Source organism: Streptomyces sp. NPDC001709 (assembly GCF_053596375.1).
Genome location: NZ_JBSFGB010000013.1, coordinates 77,501 through 93,421, shown reverse-complemented (window position 1 = coordinate 93,421; position 15,921 = coordinate 77,501). Strand labels below are relative to the sequence as shown.

Sequence of the window (15,921 nt, the reverse complement as noted above, 5' to 3'; positions counted from 1 at the left end):
ACGTACAGTGGCGTGGGCGCGTTACGTGCCTGACACACCCGTCGCTGAGGGAGGCGCTTGCCGTGAGTGAGTTGCGGTTCGTCCGTATGGGGTTCGGTGCGGATGCCGTCGAATACCAGAAGGCCTGGGACGAGCAGCGCCGGGTGCACGCGGCGCGGTTCGCCGACGAGGTCCCGGACACCGTGATCCTCCTGGAGCACCCCCCGGTGTACACGGCCGGCCGCCGCACCGAGGACAGCGAGCGCCCGCTGGACGGCACCCCAGTCGTCGACGTGGACCGCGGCGGCAAGATCACCTGGCACGGCCCGGGCCAGCTGGTGGGCTACCCGATCCAGAAGCTGCCCCGCCCCGTGGACGTCGTCGCGCATCTGCGCCGCCTCGAGGACGCGATGATCCGGGTGTGCGCCGAGTTCGGCATCGAGACCTCCCGGGTCGAGGGCCGCGCCGGGGTCTGGGTCCTCGGCGACCCGATCGAGCAGCGTCCCGCGCTCGGCGGACTCACTCTCGACTTCGACGCGCGCACCGACGACGAGGAGTTCGACCACCGCCTCGTCGGACCCGAGTACGCGCCCTCGCGGGCGGGCCGCCGCCACGAGGACCGCAAGATCTGTTCCATGGGCATCCGCGTCGCGAAGGGTGTCACGATGCACGGCTTCGCCCTGAACGTGAACCCGGACACCTCGAGTTTCGACAAGATCATCCCGTGCGGCATCCGCGACGCGGGCGTCACCTCCCTCTCGCACGAACTCGGCCGCGAGGTCACCATCGACGAGGTGCTGCCGATCGCCGAGAAGCACTTGCAGGACATCCTCGGGAACGCGGACCTGAAGCCGCGGGTGATCGAGAAGACGCCGGCGGCATAGAACAACCGCCTCCAGGCCACCAAATCAACGGGCGTACCCTGGGGAACGCCGAAGAATCAATCGCTAGGGAGCCGGTCGTGTCCGCAGTCGCACCCGACGGACGCAAGATGCTGCGCCTGGAGGTCCGCAACAGCCAGACCCCCATCGAGCGCAAGCCCGAGTGGATCAAGACCCGGGCGAAAATGGGCCCCGAGTACACGAAGATGCAGAACCTCGTGAAGAGCGAGGGCCTACACACGGTCTGCCAGGAAGCGGGCTGCCCGAACATCTACGAGTGCTGGGAGGACCGCGAGGCGACCTTCCTCATCGGCGGCGACCAGTGCACCCGGCGCTGTGACTTCTGCCAGATCGACACCGGCAAGCCCGAGGCGCTGGACCGCGACGAGCCGCGCCGCGTCGGCGAGTCCGTGGTGACGATGGACCTGAACTACGCCACCATCACCGGCGTCGCCCGCGACGACCTGGAGGACGGCGGCGCCTGGCTGTACGCGGAGACCGTGCGCCAGATCCACGCCCAGACCGCCGAGCGCGAGGCCGGGCGGACGAAGGTGGAGCTGCTCGCCCCGGACTTCAACGCCGTGCCCGAGCAGCTCGAAGAGGTCTTCTCTTCCCGTCCCGAGGTCTTCGCGCACAACGTCGAGACCGTGCCCCGGATCTTCAAGCGGATCCGCCCCGGCTTCCGCTACGAGCGCTCCCTGAAGGTCATCACCGAGGCCCGCGACTACGGCCTGGTGACCAAGTCCAACCTGATCCTCGGCATGGGCGAGACCCGCGAGGAGGTCAGCGAGGCGCTCAAGCAGCTGCACGACGCCGGCTGCGAGCTGGTCACCATCACCCAGTACCTGCGCCCCTCCGTCCGGCACCACCCGGTCGAGCGCTGGGTGAAGCCGCACGAGTTCGTGGAGCTGAAGGAGGAGGCCGAGCAGATCGGCTTCTCCGGCGTGATGTCGGGTCCGCTGGTGCGGTCCTCCTACCGCGCCGGGCGCCTGTACCAGATGGCGATCGAGAAGCGTGGGTCGTACATCGCGGCCCAGGCCGTGTGAATTCGCGCACAAGCAGCTACTGGCCAGTAATGGCCGAGTCGACGCGGTCCTGACCGTCCTCGCTGATGAGGGCGGCATCAGGGCCGCGTCAGCGTTTCAACGCTCTGTATCAAGGCTTCATTGGTGTTTGACCGGTCGGACACGCCCTGGTAACACCAATCAGTGACTCTGGTATCACGCCTCGTACACCACCCGATCCGAGGGGGGACCTCGATCATGCAGGCCGCGCCCGTACGCGCCACCGCCATCCCGTCCTTCACCGACGCTCTCCGCGCCGTCGAGTCCCTGCTCATGAGCGGCGGTCAGCGCACCGCCCGGCGCAACGCGTGGACCTCCGTGCTGGAGGACCGGCGGCGGGCCAAGGACCGGGTCGAGGCGCAGCGCGTCCTCGAGCAGGCCGCCGACCGCTCCTGAGTCCCACCGCACCGGGCACTGCCGTCGTCCGCACTCGCGGGGCCACGTAGACTTCGTGGCATGGCGAGGAAGGAAACCGCGGCGGACGCCGCGAACGCAGGGCGACTGAAGCAGATCGCTCTCACGTACAAGATGACCCGCAAGGCCGACAAGAAGATCGGTCTTGTACTCGCGGCCGTCGGCATCGGCACCCTCGGTGTCTTCCTCGCGATCGGCTTCTTGCTCGGCCACCCCGTTTACCTGGGGATCTTCGGCCTGCTGGTAGCCCTGCTGGCGACGGCGATCGTCTTCGGCCGCCGTGCCGAGCGCGCCGCCTTCGGCCAGATGGAGGGCCAGCCGGGCGCCGCGGCCGCCGTGCTGGACAACATCGGCCGGGGCTGGACGACGACTCCGGCGGTGGCGATGAACCGCAACCAGGACGTGGTGCACCGGGCGGTCGGGAAGGCCGGCATCGTGCTGGTCGCCGAGGGCAACCCGAACCGGGCCAAGGGCCTGCTGGCCGCCGAGAAGAAGAAGATGAACCGCATCGTCGCGGACGTGCCGGTGCACGACGTGATCGTCGGCAACGGCGAGGGCCTGGTCGAGCTGAAGAAGCTGCGCACGACGCTGCTGAAGTTCCCGCGGGTGCTCACCGGCCCCCAGGTGACGGCCACCAACGACCGGCTGCGGGCCATGGGCGACCTGATGAGCAACATGCCGGTGCCGAAGGGGCCCATGCCCAAGGGCATGCGGATGCCGAAGGGCCGCTGAGCCCCGTGGCGGCGGCCGCCGGTCAGTTCAGCCTCCGGAACTCCCGCTCGCAGTAGACCATCGGCGACCCCTCGCCCAGCCGTACTCCCGTTACCCGGCCGATCAGGATCGTGTGATCCCCGGCCGGGTAACGCGCGTATGCGGCACAGTCCAGCTGTACGGGCGCCTGCCGCACCGCCGGCAGCCCGGCGGGGCTTGGCTGGAGCAGGGCGTCGGAGAACTTGTCCGCGCCCTTGGTGGCGAACAGCAGGGCGAGCGGCTGGTGCTCCGGGGCGAGCACGCTCACCGCGAAGTGGTCACATACGGCAAAGACCGCCGCCGAGTCGGCCGCGTCCGCGAGGCACACCAGGACCAGCGGGGGCTCCAGGGAGACGGAGCAGAAGGAGCTGGCCGTGAAGCCGCGCGGGGTGCCGTCCGCACAGCGGGCGGTCACCACCACCACGCCCGACGGAAAGCGGGCCATGGCGTCCCGGAACTCCTCGGGCGTCACCTCGGCCGCGATCACATCCTGAGCATCGGTCATACCGCGTACGATGCCGTCGGCCGTTTGACCGGGCAACCGGATGGCGGCATCCGGGCCACGCCCGCAGCTCGCCTGCGGTCAGACCCGTACCTCTACGGTCTTCGCCAGCCGGTCGTGCAGCCCGCGGCCGTCCCGGTCCCAGATCAGTGCCGGAACCGCGAGGCACAACAGGACCGTGCGCAGCAGCGACCGCAGTGGATTGACCGTGCCGGTCTCCAGGGCGACCACCCGAATGCCGAAAAGCCGCTTGCCCGGGGTGAAGCCGATCGTGCCCACGGTCAGCACGCTCATGACGAAGAAGACGCCGAGCGCCCAGTTGCTCGTGGTCGGGGCGTTGTGGCCGTCCGTGATCAAGCCGTATGCGATCAGGACACTCAGGCCCCAGTCCACCGCCAGCGCGCCGAGCCGCCGGCCCGACCGGGCGACGGAGTTCGGGCCCTCTTCCGGGAGGCCGAGCTGCTCACCCCGGTAGCCGAAGTCCGCACCGGCCTCTTCCATGGCCGCGCGGGGCCCGGAGAGCCACGATCCGAGTGCTTGCCTGTTGTCCACCCGTCAAAGGTACTGCGCCCGGTTTCACGCGCTGTGCCGAGGGGTGTGTCGGGGCTACGGTGGACACGTGGCCGGTTAACTTCTGCGAAACAAACGGGTCACGCCCGAGAAATCACCCGTCCCTAGGGTCGAGACCAGCGTGTGCCACCGCACTGGCCGCACGAACGATCTACCACCCCGGCGAGGACGGTCGGGAGTAGGAGGAGCTGGATGTTCCAGAACGCCGACGAGGCCAAGAAGTTCATCGCGGACGAGGACGTCAAGTTCGTCGACGTCCGCTTCTGCGACCTGCCGGGCGTCATGCAGCACTTCACGGTGCCCGTTGAGGCGTTCGACCCGGACGAGGAGCTGGCCTTCGACGGATCGTCGATCCGTGGTTTCCAGGCCATCCACGAGTCCGACATGGCGCTGCGCGCCGACCTGTCCACGGCCCGTGTGGACCCGTTCCGCCGGGACAAGACGCTCAACATCAACTTCTTCATCCACGACCCGATCACGGGCGAGCAGTACTCCCGTGACCCGCGCAACGTGGCGAAGAAGGCCGAGGCGTACCTCGCGTCGACCGGTATCGCGGACACCGCGTACTTCGGTCCCGAGGCCGAGTTCTACGTCTTCGACAGCGTGCGTTTCGCCACCTCGGCGAACGAGTCCTTCTACCACATCGACTCCGAGGCGGGCGCCTGGAACACCGGTGCCCTCGAGGACAACCGTGGTTACAAGGTCCGCTACAAGGGTGGCTACTTCCCGGTCCCGCCGGTCGACCACTTCGCCGACCTGCGTGCCGAGATCTCCCTGGAGCTGGAGCAGGCCGGCCTGAAGGTCGAGCGCCAGCACCACGAGGTCGGCACCGCCGGCCAGGCCGAGATCAACTACAAGTTCAACACGCTGCTGGCCGCCGCCGACGACCTGCAGCTCTTCAAGTACATCGTGAAGAACGTGGCCTGGCGCAACGGCAAGACCGCGACCTTCATGCCGAAGCCGATCTTCGGTGACAACGGCTCGGGCATGCACGTGCACCAGTCGCTGTGGAGCAACGGCGACCCGCTGTTCTACGACGAGGCCGGTTACGCGGGCCTGTCGGACACCGCCCGCTACTACATCGGCGGCATCCTCAAGCACGCCCCGTCGCTGCTGGCCTTCACCAACCCGACGGTGAACTCGTACCACCGTCTGGTGCCGGGCTTCGAGGCGCCGATCAACCTGGTGTACTCGCAGCGCAACCGCTCCGCGGCCATGCGTATCCCGATCACCGGCTCCAACCCGAAGGCCAAGCGCGTCGAGTTCCGCGCGCCCGACTCCTCCGGCAACCCGTACCTCGCCTTCTCGGCCCTGCTCCTCGCGGGTCTGGACGGCATCAAGAACAAGATCGAGCCGGCCGAGCCGATCGACAAGGACCTGTACGAGCTGGCTCCGGAGGAGCACGCGAACGTGGCCCAGGTCCCGACCTCGCTGCCGGCCGTCCTCGACTCGCTCGAGGCCGACCACGAGTTCCTCCTCCAGGGCGACGTCTTCACGCCGGACCTGATCGAGACGTGGATCGACTTCAAGCGCACCAACGAGATCGCGCCGCTGCAGCTGCGTCCGCACCCGCACGAGTTCGAGCTCTACTTCGACGTGTGATATCGCCCCAGGTCAGAGCGGGCAACCGCTCCCCTGGGCCGCCTGTGGGCCGACGGCCGGCCCTCCCGCGCGGGGAGGGCCGGCCGTCGGCTTTTCGGCCCCGGACCTGGCGCCGTCACACAGGAGAAGACCCCCTCTGATCTGCGGAGACGCAGATCAGAGGGGGTCTTTTCAGGGCGTTTAGGGCGTTGCCTCAGCCCACCCGCATCCAGTGCTGGTCGGCGTGTCCGTTGCAGTCCCACAGGACAGCCGACGCACCGTCGTTGGTCGCTCCCCGGTAGATGCCGAGGCACTTGTTGCCGGTGTTGTTCGCCCAGGCCGCGTGGCTTCGAATCGCCGAGTAGCGGGGGTCGCTCGACACCGTGTCGACGTACCACTGCTGGTCGGGGTTGCCATTGCAGTCCCAGGCAACGATGGAGGTGCCGTTACTCGTGGCACCCTGCCACGTCCCGAGACACTGACCGTAGCCGTTCTTGATCTCGTAGTAGGAGCCGCCGCCATCGGCGCCCTTATAGCCCGCCACGTGCCACTGCTGGTCCGGGTTGTGGTTGCAGCCCCACTGGATCGCGAGGTTCTGGTATTCCATGCGCATGTCAACAGCGAGGCAGCGGTTGCTCTGCTGATTGACGAACTCGTTGGTCGACGTGGCCGAAGCCGTGCCCGCGGCTGAAACGGCCAGTCCGGCGGTCAGCGTGAGCACCGACGCGGCCGTCGTAACGGCCTTGAGAATCTTCATGAGTCCCCCATGATGTGCAATACGTCAACGATCGGCGCGCCAGGGTCGGTTGCGGAGGCGCGCTTGAAGCCGATCGTACTCGACTCAAGATCAACTAGACGACCAAGCCTCTTCACGGAGAGCAACGGGGCCTCGTGGTTTTCCCGCGCGCCCGCCCCGCGGTGGGGCGCACGAAGGCCGGGCGGCCGGCGAGCAGGCCGAAGGCCGTTTCCGGGACCAGCAGGGCGATCAGCAGGAGCAGGGGGACCGTCCAGCTCCCGGTGAGGCCGTGGGCCAGGCCGATCAGCAACGGGCCGAGCCCTGCCACCAGGTAGCCGCCGGTCTGCGCCATGCCGGACAGCCGGGCGGCGACCGGTGCGCTCGGCGAGCGCAGGCTCAGCAGGGTGAAGGCGAGCGGGAAGGCGCTGCCGGTCGCGAGTCCGAGGAAGGCGATCCAGAGCCATGCGGCCTGCGGGGCGAGGAGGACGCCGAGCAGGGCCACCGCCTTGGTGACGGCGATGCCGGTGATCAGCGGCCGTTGGCTGGGCAGCCGCGCCGCGAGCACGGGGACGGCGAAGCCCAGGGGAATGCTGATGATCTGGATGACCGAGACCATCATCCCGGCCTCCGTCGGGTCGAATCCGTCGTCGTGCATGATTTCCGGCAGCCATGCCATCAGCGCGTAGAACATCAGCGACACCATGCCGAGGAAGCCCGCGACCGCCCAGGCGAGCGGCGAGCGCAGCAGCGAGTCGCCCTGCTCCGTGGGGACGCGTGCCACGCGGGGGTGTGCTCGGCGCCCGTGTGCCGCGAGCGGTCCCCATGCCAGTGCGGCGATGAGGGAGGGGATCGCCCACACGGCGAGTGCGGTGCGCCAGCCGGCTGCGTCGTGGAGCGGGACGGCGAGTCCGGCGGCCACGGCTCCGCTGCACGCCATCAGCATCATCGCGAGGCCGGTGAGGGATCCCACCCGGCCTGCGAAGTGGCGTTTGATGACCACGGGCAGGAGTACGTTGCCGACGGCGATCCCCGCGCCGGCCAGCACGGTGCCGGTGAAGAGCAGCACGGTGGAGGGAAAGGCCCGCAGCAGGATTCCCGTCGTGAGCAGGGTGAGCGCGCCCACGATGGTGGTTTCGGTGCCGATGCGGTGGGCCATCGGCGGGGCGAGTGAGGCGAAGCCACCGAGGCACAGCACGGGCAGGGTGGCCAGGCAGCTGACTTCGATGCCGCTGAGCTGGAACGTCACCTGGAGGTCGCCCATCATGGGCGAGATACCGGTGATCGCCGCGCGGAGATTCAGTGCGAGGAGCATGAGGCCGGTCAGCGCCCACAGTCTTGCCGCACGGTTGACGAAGGATGAGAGTTTCATGTTCCCCCCGGAGAAATGCCGAAGGCTTCCCCGCCGAGGGGAAGCCTTCGCTTGCACGAGCCGTCCGGCGCACCGGACGAGCGGCGTTCAGACGACTGCCGCCGTGGCCGCCGACCTGTTGTGGAACGGGCAGACGATCTGGTTGACCTGACCCTTGGTCAGGGCGCCGGCGGTGCCCGCGGTGGTGCCGCCGTTGCCGAGGAGCTGGAGGATCTCGGTGGAGAGGAGGTCCTGCCGGCCCTTGAGGGCGTCGGCGGTGGTCTGGTCCGTGGCGAACACCATCTCGGCGGCGATGTTGTCCTGCACGATCCGTGCGAGGTTGTCCAGCGCGACGTGGACGGGGTCACCGGCGGGCTGGGCCGTCATCAGGTCGATCAGGTGGGTGTCGGCCTTGGCCTGGTTCAGGAAGTTCTTGATGATGATGCTGTTCTGGTTCAGCTCGTAGGTGGTCCAGATGGACAGCACCACCACGTAGAGGTTGCTCCAGGCGTCGTCGCCGACCTGCTTCTTCCAGCGCGTCAGGAGGTTGCCGACGCCCTGGATCTGCACCTTGGAGGACCAGTACATATTGGTGCGGATGCTCGGGTAGACCGCGCCGGAGAAGTCCTCGAAGGACTTCATGTCGAATTCCCGGCTGTGCAGGGTGTCCGCGATGTAGTCGTGCGCGTGGTCGAGGATGAACGCGCAGGAGTCGTGCAGGTCGGCGGGGAGGCGGGCCTCCTCCAGCTGCCGGCGGGCGGTGTCCAGGGTGGCGGAGAAGGCCTGGAGCGGGGTGGTCCAGCCGGTGTCCTTCGGCCCGGTGAACGCGACCGTCGCGAGGTCGTGCGGGTCGATGTACTTGGCCTGCGACGGCGGGATGTTCCTGGGGTCCAGGTAGGGCGCGCAGATGGAGAAGATGCCCAGCGGGGTGTGCGCGATGGACTTGGCCAGCTCGAAGATCTCGTCGACGGGCTGGATCTGTTCCACGACCTTGCCGTTGTCGACGAGGTAGTAGGTGCCGCCCCGCATGTCGTTGTTGACGATGATGACGGGGCCGAGGTGGTTGATCACGTTGGCGCGCAGGGCGTCGTAGTTGGTGCGCATGCCGGTGTCGACGGCGCGGATGCTGTCACGGGCGGCCTGCTGCCGGTCGGCGTCGCTGTCGGCGTGGGCGGTGCCCGTGGTGGTCAGATTGGTCAGGGCCGCGGTGGCGCCGACAGCGGCGGCGGCGCCCAGAACGGTTCTTCGAGTAGGCACTTTCTGGTTCCCCCCCTGGGAAAACGCGCAGCCCCCAGCTGCGCGCACGGAATTCGGAATTATCAATTCCGGAGCTTTCGGCTCCGCATTCCGAAGCTTTCGGCTCCGCATTCCGGAGTTCTCAGCTCCGCATTCCGGAGTTTTCGGGTCCGCCGGTCAGGTCAGCGACGCGGCGGACGGGACGACGACGCCGTACAGGTCCGCGATCGTCGCGAGCGCGCTGTGGTGGAGCTGCTCGGCGGACACCTCCGCCACGTCGGTCTTCAGGGACCGGGTCGCGGTGGCCTCGGCCACCACCGTCGGCCGGTTGCCGCGCAGGAACGCGCCCTGGGCGGTGAAGGTGATGCACATGTGGGTCATGAAGCCGGCCAGGACGAGGTCGGCGTGCCCGGCCTCGTCGACCAGCTCACCCAGGTTCGTGCCGTGGAAGGCGTTGGGCGCCTGCTTCGTGACCACCGGCTCGCCGTCGATCGGCGCCACCTTCTTGTGGATCTGGCCGACTTCGGCGTTCAGGTCGTACGGGCTGCCCTCGCCGCCGTCGTGCTGGACGTGGATGACCTTGGCGCCCGCCGCACGGGCCTTGGCCAGCAGGTCGGCCGCGTGGTCGAGGGCGGCCTCCCAGCCCTCCAGCTCCATGACGCCCTGGGTGTAGGTGTTCTGGACATCGATCAGGATCAGCGTCGCCTGCGCGAGCGACGCCGGGGTCTGGTCGAGGGAGCTGAGGTCACGCAGGGTTTTCGAAGGCACTGCTGTCCCTTTCCGGGCTGTTCATCGGGAATTTCGGGCCACTCGCGGTGGCCGAAAATCACGCTACGATCCGCCCTATATCGCGGCAATGACACGAAGTTTGCAGATACGGACATGCCGCGTGGGGGGAATGAGAATGAGCAATATTGAGCGTTTTGTCGTCATCATGCTTTTCGACGGCGTGGACCTGGTCGACGTCACCGGGCCGCCGGAGGTGTTCGCCCTCCTGGAACGGGAGATGGAGGGCAGGACGGGCTACCACGTTGTGCTGGCGGCCCGGACGATGGACCCGGTCACCACGTCCGCCAGGGTCCGCGTCCTGCCCGACGTGACCTTCGAGGAGATCGCGCGCCGGCGCATCGACACCCTGATCGTGCCCGGTTCCGTCGAGGTCGACGCCGAGCGCCGCGTGCACGCCCTCGCCGATCCCGCCGTGGTCGCCTGGGTGAAGACGCTCGCCGCCCGGACCCGGCGGCTCGCCTCCGTCTGCGTCGGCGCGCATCTTCTCGCCGCGGCCGGTCTGCTGGACGGGAAGCGTGCCACCACCCACTGGTCGACCGCGTCACAGCTCGCCGCGGACCATCCGTCGGTCGAGGTCGACGCGGATCCGATCTTCATCCGCGACGGCGGCGTGTGGACCGGTGCGGGCATCACCGCCTGCCTGGATCTGTCGCTCGCCCTCGTGGCCGAGGACTTCGGCGAACCCGCCGCCATGGGTGTCGCCCGTCAGCTGGTGATGTACCTCAAACGCCCCGGCGGCCAGAGCCAGTTCAGCGTTCCGACCCGGATCGGCTCGACCACCCGGCGCATGGACGACGTGCGCCACTTCATCACGCAGAACATCGCGGGCCGCCTCACCATCGCCGACGTGGCCGCCCGCGCCCACGTCAGCGAGCGCCACCTCACCAGGATGTTCAAGGACCAGCTCGGCACGACCCCGGCGTCCTATATCGAGTCCACCCGCGTGGAAGTGGCACGGAACCGGCTCGAGACCACGGACGACACCCTGGAACGCGTGGCCACCGTCTCCGGCTTCAACACCGTCGACACCCTGATCCGTGCGTTCCGGCGCAAGCTCAACACGACGCCCACGGAGTACCGCAGCCGGTTCCGTTACTCCGCCGGCTGAAGGAGCCGGATGTCCGGATCTGCAAGTTGCATGACATTGCCGCCATGCCGGGTCCTTCCTAGCGTGGTGGCCATGGCTACGACGACTCTGCGTGACCTCAACGGCTTCGATCAGACCCCGGCCTCGCTGGCCGACTCGACCCTGATCCTCATCGACTACCAGAACACCTACACCCGCGGCGTCATGGAACTGGCGGGCTGGCGGGCCGCGCTCGACGCGGGCGCCGAGCTGCTGGCCCGGGCCCGGAACGCGGGCGCGACGATCGTCCACGTCGTCAACGACGGCGGCGCGGGCACGCCGTACGACATCCGGGAGGAGATCGGCCGTATCCACCCGAGGGTCGCACCGGCCGAGGGTGAGGCGGTGGTCGTCAAGCAGGTGCCGAACGCGTTCCACGACACGGATCTGGCCGCGCACGTGGACGCGGCCGGGCACAAGGACCTGGTGATCGCGGGTTTCATGACCCACATGTGCATCGTCTTCACCGCCCAGGGCGCCTTCCTGCGCGGCAACCGGCCCACCGTCGTCGCCGACGCCTGCGCGACCCGGCCGCTGCAGGGCACGGTCGCCGAGGTGTCCGCCGAGCAGCTCCACCACGGCGCGCTCGCGACGATCGAGGACCTGTACGGCGTCGTCGTCCCCTCGGCCGCGTCCCTCGGCTGACGTGCCGGTGCCGGTGTCGGCCCCGGTCTGAGGGCAACCTTTCCCGCTTCCCAGACTTCCTACCTTCGGGGGATCATCCCTCCTGAACCTGCCGGACGAGAGAGGTTGAACGGGGATGTCGGAAAAGGACGACTGGGAGCGGGAGTTCGATCATCGGTGGGCGAGTTCCGCCGAGCACAAGGAGCCCTCGGCGCGGGCCCGGATGCTGGCCGCGCGCTGGAAGGAGAACCCGCCGAACCCGGCGCCCTTCCGCGCGGACCCCGATCCGGTGCCGCGCCGGTCCTCGTGGGCGTCGACGGCCGTGGTCGTCGGCGCGGTGATCGTGGTCATGGTGCTGATCGGGTTCGTGCAGTTCCGCTCTTCGTACTAGCGGCCGGCGGCTACCGGCGGCCACGCTCACAGGTACGTTTTGCTCCTCCTAGGGCCGTTCGGAACCACTTCATGGGATCCGGCAGGTGCACACTGGACAGCGGGACGAGTGCCTGACTGCGGGGTGATGCAAGATGCAGAGCCGCTTCCGGAGCGATCGACGGCTGACCGTGCGCATGGGTCTCACGATGTTCCTGCTCGGTCTGCTGTACGTGGGCTTCGTCGCAGCGCTGATCACGCTGCTGAAGTCCTGGGTGCTGGTCGTCGTGGTGGTCGGGGCGATGTTCGTGGCGCAGTTCTGGTTCTCCGACCGGATCGCCATGTTCGCGATGCACGGCCGGGTCGTGGAGCGCGAGGAGTATCCCGAGCTGCACGCGGTGGTCGACCGGCTGTGCGGACTCGCGGACATGCCCAAACCGGTGGTCGCGGTGTCCGAGATGGACATGCCGAACGCGTTCGCGACCGGCCGGAATCCCGACCACGCCGTGGTCTGTGTGACCACGGGGCTGCTACGGCGGCTGGAGCCGGCCGAGCTGGAGGGCGTGCTGGCGCACGAGCTGTCGCACGTGGCGCACAAGGACGTCGCCGTGATCACGGTCGCGTCCTTCCTCGGTGTGCTGGCGGGCCTGATCGTGCGGTTCGCCTTCTACTCGCAGGTCTTCGGCGGGGGCCGCAGGGACCAGAACACCGCCGCCGTGTTCGCCGCGATCATGGGCGTCTCCGCGGCGGTGTACGCGATCAGCTTCCTGCTGATCCGGGCGCTGTCGCGGTACCGGGAGCTGGCGGCCGACCGGGCGGCGGCGCACCTCACCGGCCGCCCGTCGGCGCTGGCCTCGGCGCTCACCAAGGTCTCCGGGGACATCGCCCGGATCCCGACCAAGGACCTGCGCACCGCCCAGGCCTTCAACGCCTTCTACTTCACCCCGGCGACCGGCAAGGAGCCCGGCATCGAGCGGATCTTCTCCACGCATCCGACCCTGGAGCAGCGGCTGGAGCAGCTGGGCCGGATCTCGGCGGAGCTGGGCGAGGCCGCGACCCCGGGGAAGGCGGGCTGACCCTTGGGGCTGCTGGACATCCTGCTGGGCCGTACGAAACCGGTCGCGCCCGATCTCGACCAGCTCTTCGCGCTGCCCTCGGCAGCCGTGACCCTTGAGGCCGCGGCCGGTTTCACACCGACCGGGACCGGTGCGGTGTGCTTCGCCTCGGTGGAGGGCGCGGCGTTCGAGCAGACCCACCGGGAGGTGCAGGCGCTGCTGGACGCGGACACCGACCGCAGTGGTCCACCGGTGGAGCTGCACCGGGACGACTACGGCTACTCCTGGCTGGTCTCCGCGCGCGGCCCCGAGCAGCTGCCGGAGCTGGTCACCGATCTGCACGCGGTGAACAGCGCCATGGAGGTCAACGGCTTCGGCCCGCAGCTGCTGTGCTCGCTGGCGGGCTTCACGGCCGACGACGGCCGCAAGCTGGCGCTGGTCTACCTCTACAAGCGGGGCACCTTCTACCCCTTCGCTCCGCTGCCCGGTGCCGCCGAGCGGCGGGACAACGCGCTGGAGCTCCAGGTGAAGGCGGCGCTCGCGAACGATCTGCGGATCGAGCAGGACCTGAGCCGCTGGTTCCCGGTGTGGGGCGCCCCCGGTCTGTGACCGGGGACGCCGTGGCTCACCTACTCTTCTCGCGCTCCTGCCGACGGACCTCGAAGGGGCGCTCACGGCGGTAACGCCGCTCCCACTTGGCCTGCCGGTCCCGGCGCTCGCGGTAGGCGCGGTAGTTCTCCGGCGGGGGCGGGGTGCCCGGGCCGGCGGGTGGTGTGGTGCCGGGTGAACCACGTCCGTGCGTCGCGTACAGATACAGCAGCGCGACGGCGGCGAGCCACCACAGATGGTTTCCGATTCCGACGATCACCAGGACGACGGTCCCGGACGCGACGATTCCACGCATGACGGACCTCCTCCGTGAGGTGAGGGTGGCTGGGGTGGAGTGTGTCGGCTTCGTGCCGTTTGTTCAGAGTAGGGAGACCGCCACGGCACTCGCATCCCGTTTTCCGCTCGCCACGGGGCCGTTGTGAGTGAATGCCCCCATGAGCGAACTCACCGGTTATCGCCCGCCGTCTACGCACCCGAGGCTTGGGAAGTGCCGTTCGGGGACGGCGGGGGGGCGGTTCAGCGAGATCATCCGTACGCCGCACAGCCGGCAGACCTCGCCCGCGCTGGAGGCGTTCCGGGCCTACGGGGGCAGGGCGGTGCGGTGGAGGCCGCGTCGGCCCAGGGCCTGTCCGGCGGGTGAGGGGCGCCGGGTGCTCCGGGGAGTGCGGGCACCCGGCGTCGTGGAGAAGGCGTCAGCGGCTGTAGCGCATGAACGCCCGGACCATGTGGCAGGTCGTGGCGGACGGCGGGCGCATGCCGATCTCCTCCGCCGTGCTGCGGATCTTCTCGTCGCGAGCCTGAGCCGGGAGGTAGATCCCCGAGTCGAGCAGGGCTATGGCGAGGCGCATGGCCTTCAGGCGGCGGTTGTGGCTGACGTACCACTCGCGCGGCCGCCCGGCGGGCAACGGCCGCTTCACCATGGGCTCGTAGGGCGAGTCGAACAGCACGGGGTGCTGGGCGGTGGACTGGGTGGGCAACGGCTTCGGCTTCAGGGCGGCAGCGGGCACGGGCATCCTCCTGTCGCGGTCAGGGCACCGACCGGACAGTCCGGCGATGCCCTCGAACACTGCTTCCAGTCTACTGCCGGGCACTGACAATCGGTGGCCCGCAGCGGCCGACAAAGCCCCAGGTGGAGAAGGGAATTGTCGCCGCGTCACACAAGGTCCCAGCGATGCGCGTGAGGCGGCTGAATTCGAACAACGCCCTGCGGGCCACACGGTGGATCAACGGCACATCAGCGGCTGAGCGCGCTCAGCACGGCATCCGCCATGGCGCGTTCCCCCGTCGGGTACGGATGGAGCGGCAGCGTCGGCGAGGTCGGGAACAGCCCCGAGATCCAGGGGGTGGAGGAACAGCTGTCATGGCCCCGGGTCGGGGTGAGCGTGTCCACGTACGTGGCGTCGCCGGCCTCGGCGGTGGCGGCGACCGTGTCGTTCAGCTCGCCCAGGACGGAGCGCAGGAAAACCAGGTCCCCGGTCGTGACCGGCAGCTTGCCGAGGCACTGCCCGGGGGCGTCGGGCAGCACCGCCGGATAGCCGACGACCAGGACCCTCGCCCGCGGGGCGCGCGCGTGGATCAGCTTCAGATCGCTGCCGAGTTCCGCCCCGGCGGAGTCCAGCCGCGCGCTGAGCTTGTCCTTGTAGAAGTCGCGGCACGGCGTACCGAGCGGATCGGTCACGGAGAGCGCGGAGCAGATGGCGGCGACATCGCCGAATCCGAAGTCGGACGTGCCGAGGTTGTCGCCCGCGACGGTGAGCGTGACCAGGCTGGTGTCCGGTGTGACGGCGTCGAGCTGGGGGCCGTTGACCACGATGGCACCGGCGTCGGTCTGGGGCGTGGTGAGTGCGCCGACCTTGGCGCCGGCGCAGGTGACGTCCCGGTACGCGCTCGGGGCAAGGGACTGGGCGACGAGCCGGCCGTAGTCGTGGTCGGAGCGCATGCACAGGCCCGCGGACTGGGCGGGGATGCCGGCTCCCGCGGCGTAGGAGTCCCCGAGCGCCACGTAGGCGCCGCCGGCCGGGTCGGCGCCGCTTAGGGCCGAGGCCTGTGCGGGGGCGGCGGCGAGGGCGGTGGCCACGAGCACACCGGCGGCGGCGGACGTCCAGGTCATGGCCTTGCGTGTACGGCGGGTCTGCCGGGCGGCGCTGTGGGGGCTCGTCAGTGCGGCTCTGGGCACGGTTGCTCCTGGGGAGGTGTGACGGCGGGATCACGACGGAAACGCAGGTCCGATACCGGCCGGTAACGTTGCCGACATCGTCGTGTCCCTCGACCCGGCGGGCCATGTGCCC

The 15,921-nt window shown here is 69.0% G+C and carries 19 protein-coding genes; 10 read left to right on the top strand and 9 right to left on the bottom strand.

The features are described from left to right. Positions 1–62: 62 nt before the first annotated feature. From lipB to ACWC0C_RS20390, 4 genes are all read left to right on the top strand, one after another. Entirely contained in the window at positions 63–863 is an 801-nt protein-coding gene (gene lipB, locus ACWC0C_RS20405; RefSeq protein WP_449198266.1) for a lipoyl(octanoyl) transferase LipB, read from the top strand. Between the two features lie 77 nt (positions 864–940). After that, positions 941–1,906 carry a lipoyl synthase gene (gene lipA / locus ACWC0C_RS20400; RefSeq protein ID WP_450865164.1) on the top strand — a complete coding sequence of 322 codons (966 nt, stop codon included), beginning with the start codon at positions 941–943 and terminating at the stop codon, positions 1,904–1,906. Between the two features lie 216 nt (positions 1,907–2,122). Further along, positions 2,123–2,320: an SCO2195 family GlnR-regulated protein gene (locus ACWC0C_RS20395; protein ID WP_069781302.1), complete on the top strand. Its 198-nt coding sequence runs from the start codon at positions 2,123–2,125 to the stop codon at positions 2,318–2,320. 60 nt (positions 2,321–2,380) lie between these two features. Beyond that, positions 2,381–3,070: a DUF4191 domain-containing protein gene (locus ACWC0C_RS20390; protein ID WP_450865163.1), complete on the top strand. Its 690-nt coding sequence runs from the start codon at positions 2,381–2,383 to the stop codon at positions 3,068–3,070. A 22-nt stretch (positions 3,071–3,092) separates the two neighbouring features. On the opposite strand, the gene ACWC0C_RS20385 is transcribed toward ACWC0C_RS20390, so the two are convergent. Both ACWC0C_RS20385 and ACWC0C_RS20380 read right to left on the bottom strand, forming a co-directional pair. Then, a complete protein-coding gene (locus ACWC0C_RS20385; protein WP_449198264.1) occupies positions 3,093–3,593 on the bottom strand; it encodes a flavin reductase family protein in 501 nt (166 codons plus the stop codon). A 78-nt stretch (positions 3,594–3,671) separates the two neighbouring features. Continuing rightward, positions 3,672–4,142, bottom strand: a complete 471-nt coding sequence (locus tag ACWC0C_RS20380; RefSeq protein ID WP_450865162.1) for an RDD family protein — start codon at positions 4,140–4,142, stop codon at positions 3,672–3,674. A 210-nt stretch (positions 4,143–4,352) separates the two neighbouring features. Here ACWC0C_RS20380 and glnA point away from each other — a divergent pair, with 210 nt between their 5' ends. Next, positions 4,353–5,762: a type I glutamate--ammonia ligase gene (gene glnA, locus ACWC0C_RS20375; protein WP_449198262.1), complete on the top strand. Its 1,410-nt coding sequence runs from the start codon at positions 4,353–4,355 to the stop codon at positions 5,760–5,762. 193 nt (positions 5,763–5,955) lie between these two features. Here the strand turns inward: glnA and ACWC0C_RS20370 are convergent, their stop codons facing one another. The 4 genes from ACWC0C_RS20370 to ACWC0C_RS20355 all read right to left on the bottom strand — a co-directional run bounded on the left by ACWC0C_RS20370 (position 5,956) and on the right by ACWC0C_RS20355 (position 9,829). Beyond that, positions 5,956–6,498, bottom strand: coding sequence for an RICIN domain-containing protein (locus ACWC0C_RS20370; RefSeq protein WP_450865161.1), 543 nt, complete (start codon positions 6,496–6,498; stop codon positions 5,956–5,958). Between the two features lie 112 nt (positions 6,499–6,610). Then, positions 6,611–7,846, bottom strand: coding sequence for a CynX/NimT family MFS transporter (locus tag ACWC0C_RS20365; RefSeq protein ID WP_450865160.1), 1,236 nt, complete (start codon positions 7,844–7,846; stop codon positions 6,611–6,613). Positions 7,847–7,933: 87 nt separating this feature from the next. Beyond that, complete coding sequence (locus ACWC0C_RS20360) at positions 7,934–9,082, bottom strand: hypothetical protein (protein ID WP_450865159.1); 1,149 nt, start codon at positions 9,080–9,082, stop codon at positions 7,934–7,936. Positions 9,083–9,238: 156 nt separating this feature from the next. Next, complete coding sequence (locus ACWC0C_RS20355; protein ID WP_450865158.1) at positions 9,239–9,829, bottom strand: cysteine hydrolase family protein; 591 nt, start codon at positions 9,827–9,829, stop codon at positions 9,239–9,241. Positions 9,830–9,965: 136 nt separating this feature from the next. Here ACWC0C_RS20355 and ACWC0C_RS20350 point away from each other — a divergent pair, with 136 nt between their 5' ends. From ACWC0C_RS20350 to pspAB, 5 genes are all read left to right on the top strand, one after another. Next, entirely contained in the window at positions 9,966–10,958 is a 993-nt protein-coding gene (locus ACWC0C_RS20350; protein ID WP_450865157.1) for a GlxA family transcriptional regulator, read from the top strand. A 72-nt stretch (positions 10,959–11,030) separates the two neighbouring features. Then, positions 11,031–11,621 (top strand): cysteine hydrolase family protein, encoded by a 591-nt coding sequence (locus ACWC0C_RS20345; RefSeq protein WP_450865156.1) that lies wholly within the window; start codon positions 11,031–11,033, stop codon positions 11,619–11,621. A gap of 115 nt (positions 11,622–11,736) precedes the next feature. Next, a complete protein-coding gene (locus tag ACWC0C_RS20340; RefSeq protein WP_449198255.1) occupies positions 11,737–11,991 on the top strand; it encodes an SCO2583/SCO2584 N-terminal domain-containing protein in 255 nt (84 codons plus the stop codon). A 133-nt stretch (positions 11,992–12,124) separates the two neighbouring features. Next, positions 12,125–13,045, top strand: coding sequence for a zinc metalloprotease HtpX (gene htpX / locus ACWC0C_RS20335; protein ID WP_450865155.1), 921 nt, complete (start codon positions 12,125–12,127; stop codon positions 13,043–13,045). Positions 13,046–13,048: 3 nt separating this feature from the next. Then, positions 13,049–13,633, top strand: coding sequence for a PspA-associated protein PspAB (gene pspAB, locus ACWC0C_RS20330; RefSeq protein WP_449198253.1), 585 nt, complete (start codon positions 13,049–13,051; stop codon positions 13,631–13,633). 16 nt (positions 13,634–13,649) lie between these two features. Here the strand turns inward: pspAB and ACWC0C_RS20325 are convergent, their stop codons facing one another. The 3 genes from ACWC0C_RS20325 to ACWC0C_RS20315 all read right to left on the bottom strand — a co-directional run bounded on the left by ACWC0C_RS20325 (position 13,650) and on the right by ACWC0C_RS20315 (position 15,809). Continuing rightward, positions 13,650–13,928, bottom strand: a complete 279-nt coding sequence (locus ACWC0C_RS20325; RefSeq protein ID WP_450865154.1) for a hypothetical protein — start codon at positions 13,926–13,928, stop codon at positions 13,650–13,652. A 397-nt stretch (positions 13,929–14,325) separates the two neighbouring features. Continuing rightward, the gene (locus ACWC0C_RS20320) at positions 14,326–14,640 is read right to left on the bottom strand and encodes a hypothetical protein (RefSeq protein ID WP_449198251.1); all 315 of its coding nucleotides are present in this window, start codon (positions 14,638–14,640) and stop codon (positions 14,326–14,328) included. Positions 14,641–14,867: 227 nt separating this feature from the next. After that, positions 14,868–15,809: an SGNH/GDSL hydrolase family protein gene (locus ACWC0C_RS20315; protein WP_450865153.1), complete on the bottom strand. Its 942-nt coding sequence runs from the start codon at positions 15,807–15,809 to the stop codon at positions 14,868–14,870. Positions 15,810–15,921 lie beyond the last annotated feature (112 nt).

Bases quoted from the DNA above. Each gene is read 5' to 3' on its own strand.
- ACWC0C_RS20365 (WP_450865160.1), bottom strand. From the start codon at position 7,846: ATGAAACTCTCATCCTTCGTCAACCGTGCGGCAAGACTGTGGGCGCTG.
- ACWC0C_RS20390 (WP_450865163.1), top strand. From the start codon at position 2,381: ATGGCGAGGAAGGAAACCGCGGCGGACGCCGCGAACGCAGGGCGACTG.
- ACWC0C_RS20340 (WP_449198255.1), top strand. From the start codon at position 11,737: ATGTCGGAAAAGGACGACTGGGAGCGGGAGTTCGATCATCGGTGGGCG.
- htpX (WP_450865155.1), top strand. From the start codon at position 12,125: ATGCAGAGCCGCTTCCGGAGCGATCGACGGCTGACCGTGCGCATGGGT.
- ACWC0C_RS20385 (WP_449198264.1), bottom strand. From the start codon at position 3,593: ATGACCGATGCTCAGGATGTGATCGCGGCCGAGGTGACGCCCGAGGAG.
- ACWC0C_RS20370 (WP_450865161.1), bottom strand. From the start codon at position 6,498: ATGAAGATTCTCAAGGCCGTTACGACGGCCGCGTCGGTGCTCACGCTG.
- ACWC0C_RS20350 (WP_450865157.1), top strand. From the start codon at position 9,966: ATGAGCAATATTGAGCGTTTTGTCGTCATCATGCTTTTCGACGGCGTG.
- ACWC0C_RS20345 (WP_450865156.1), top strand. From the start codon at position 11,031: ATGGCTACGACGACTCTGCGTGACCTCAACGGCTTCGATCAGACCCCG.
- ACWC0C_RS20395 (WP_069781302.1), top strand. From the start codon at position 2,123: ATGCAGGCCGCGCCCGTACGCGCCACCGCCATCCCGTCCTTCACCGAC.
- glnA (WP_449198262.1), top strand. From the start codon at position 4,353: ATGTTCCAGAACGCCGACGAGGCCAAGAAGTTCATCGCGGACGAGGAC.
- ACWC0C_RS20325 (WP_450865154.1), bottom strand. From the start codon at position 13,928: ATGCGTGGAATCGTCGCGTCCGGGACCGTCGTCCTGGTGATCGTCGGA.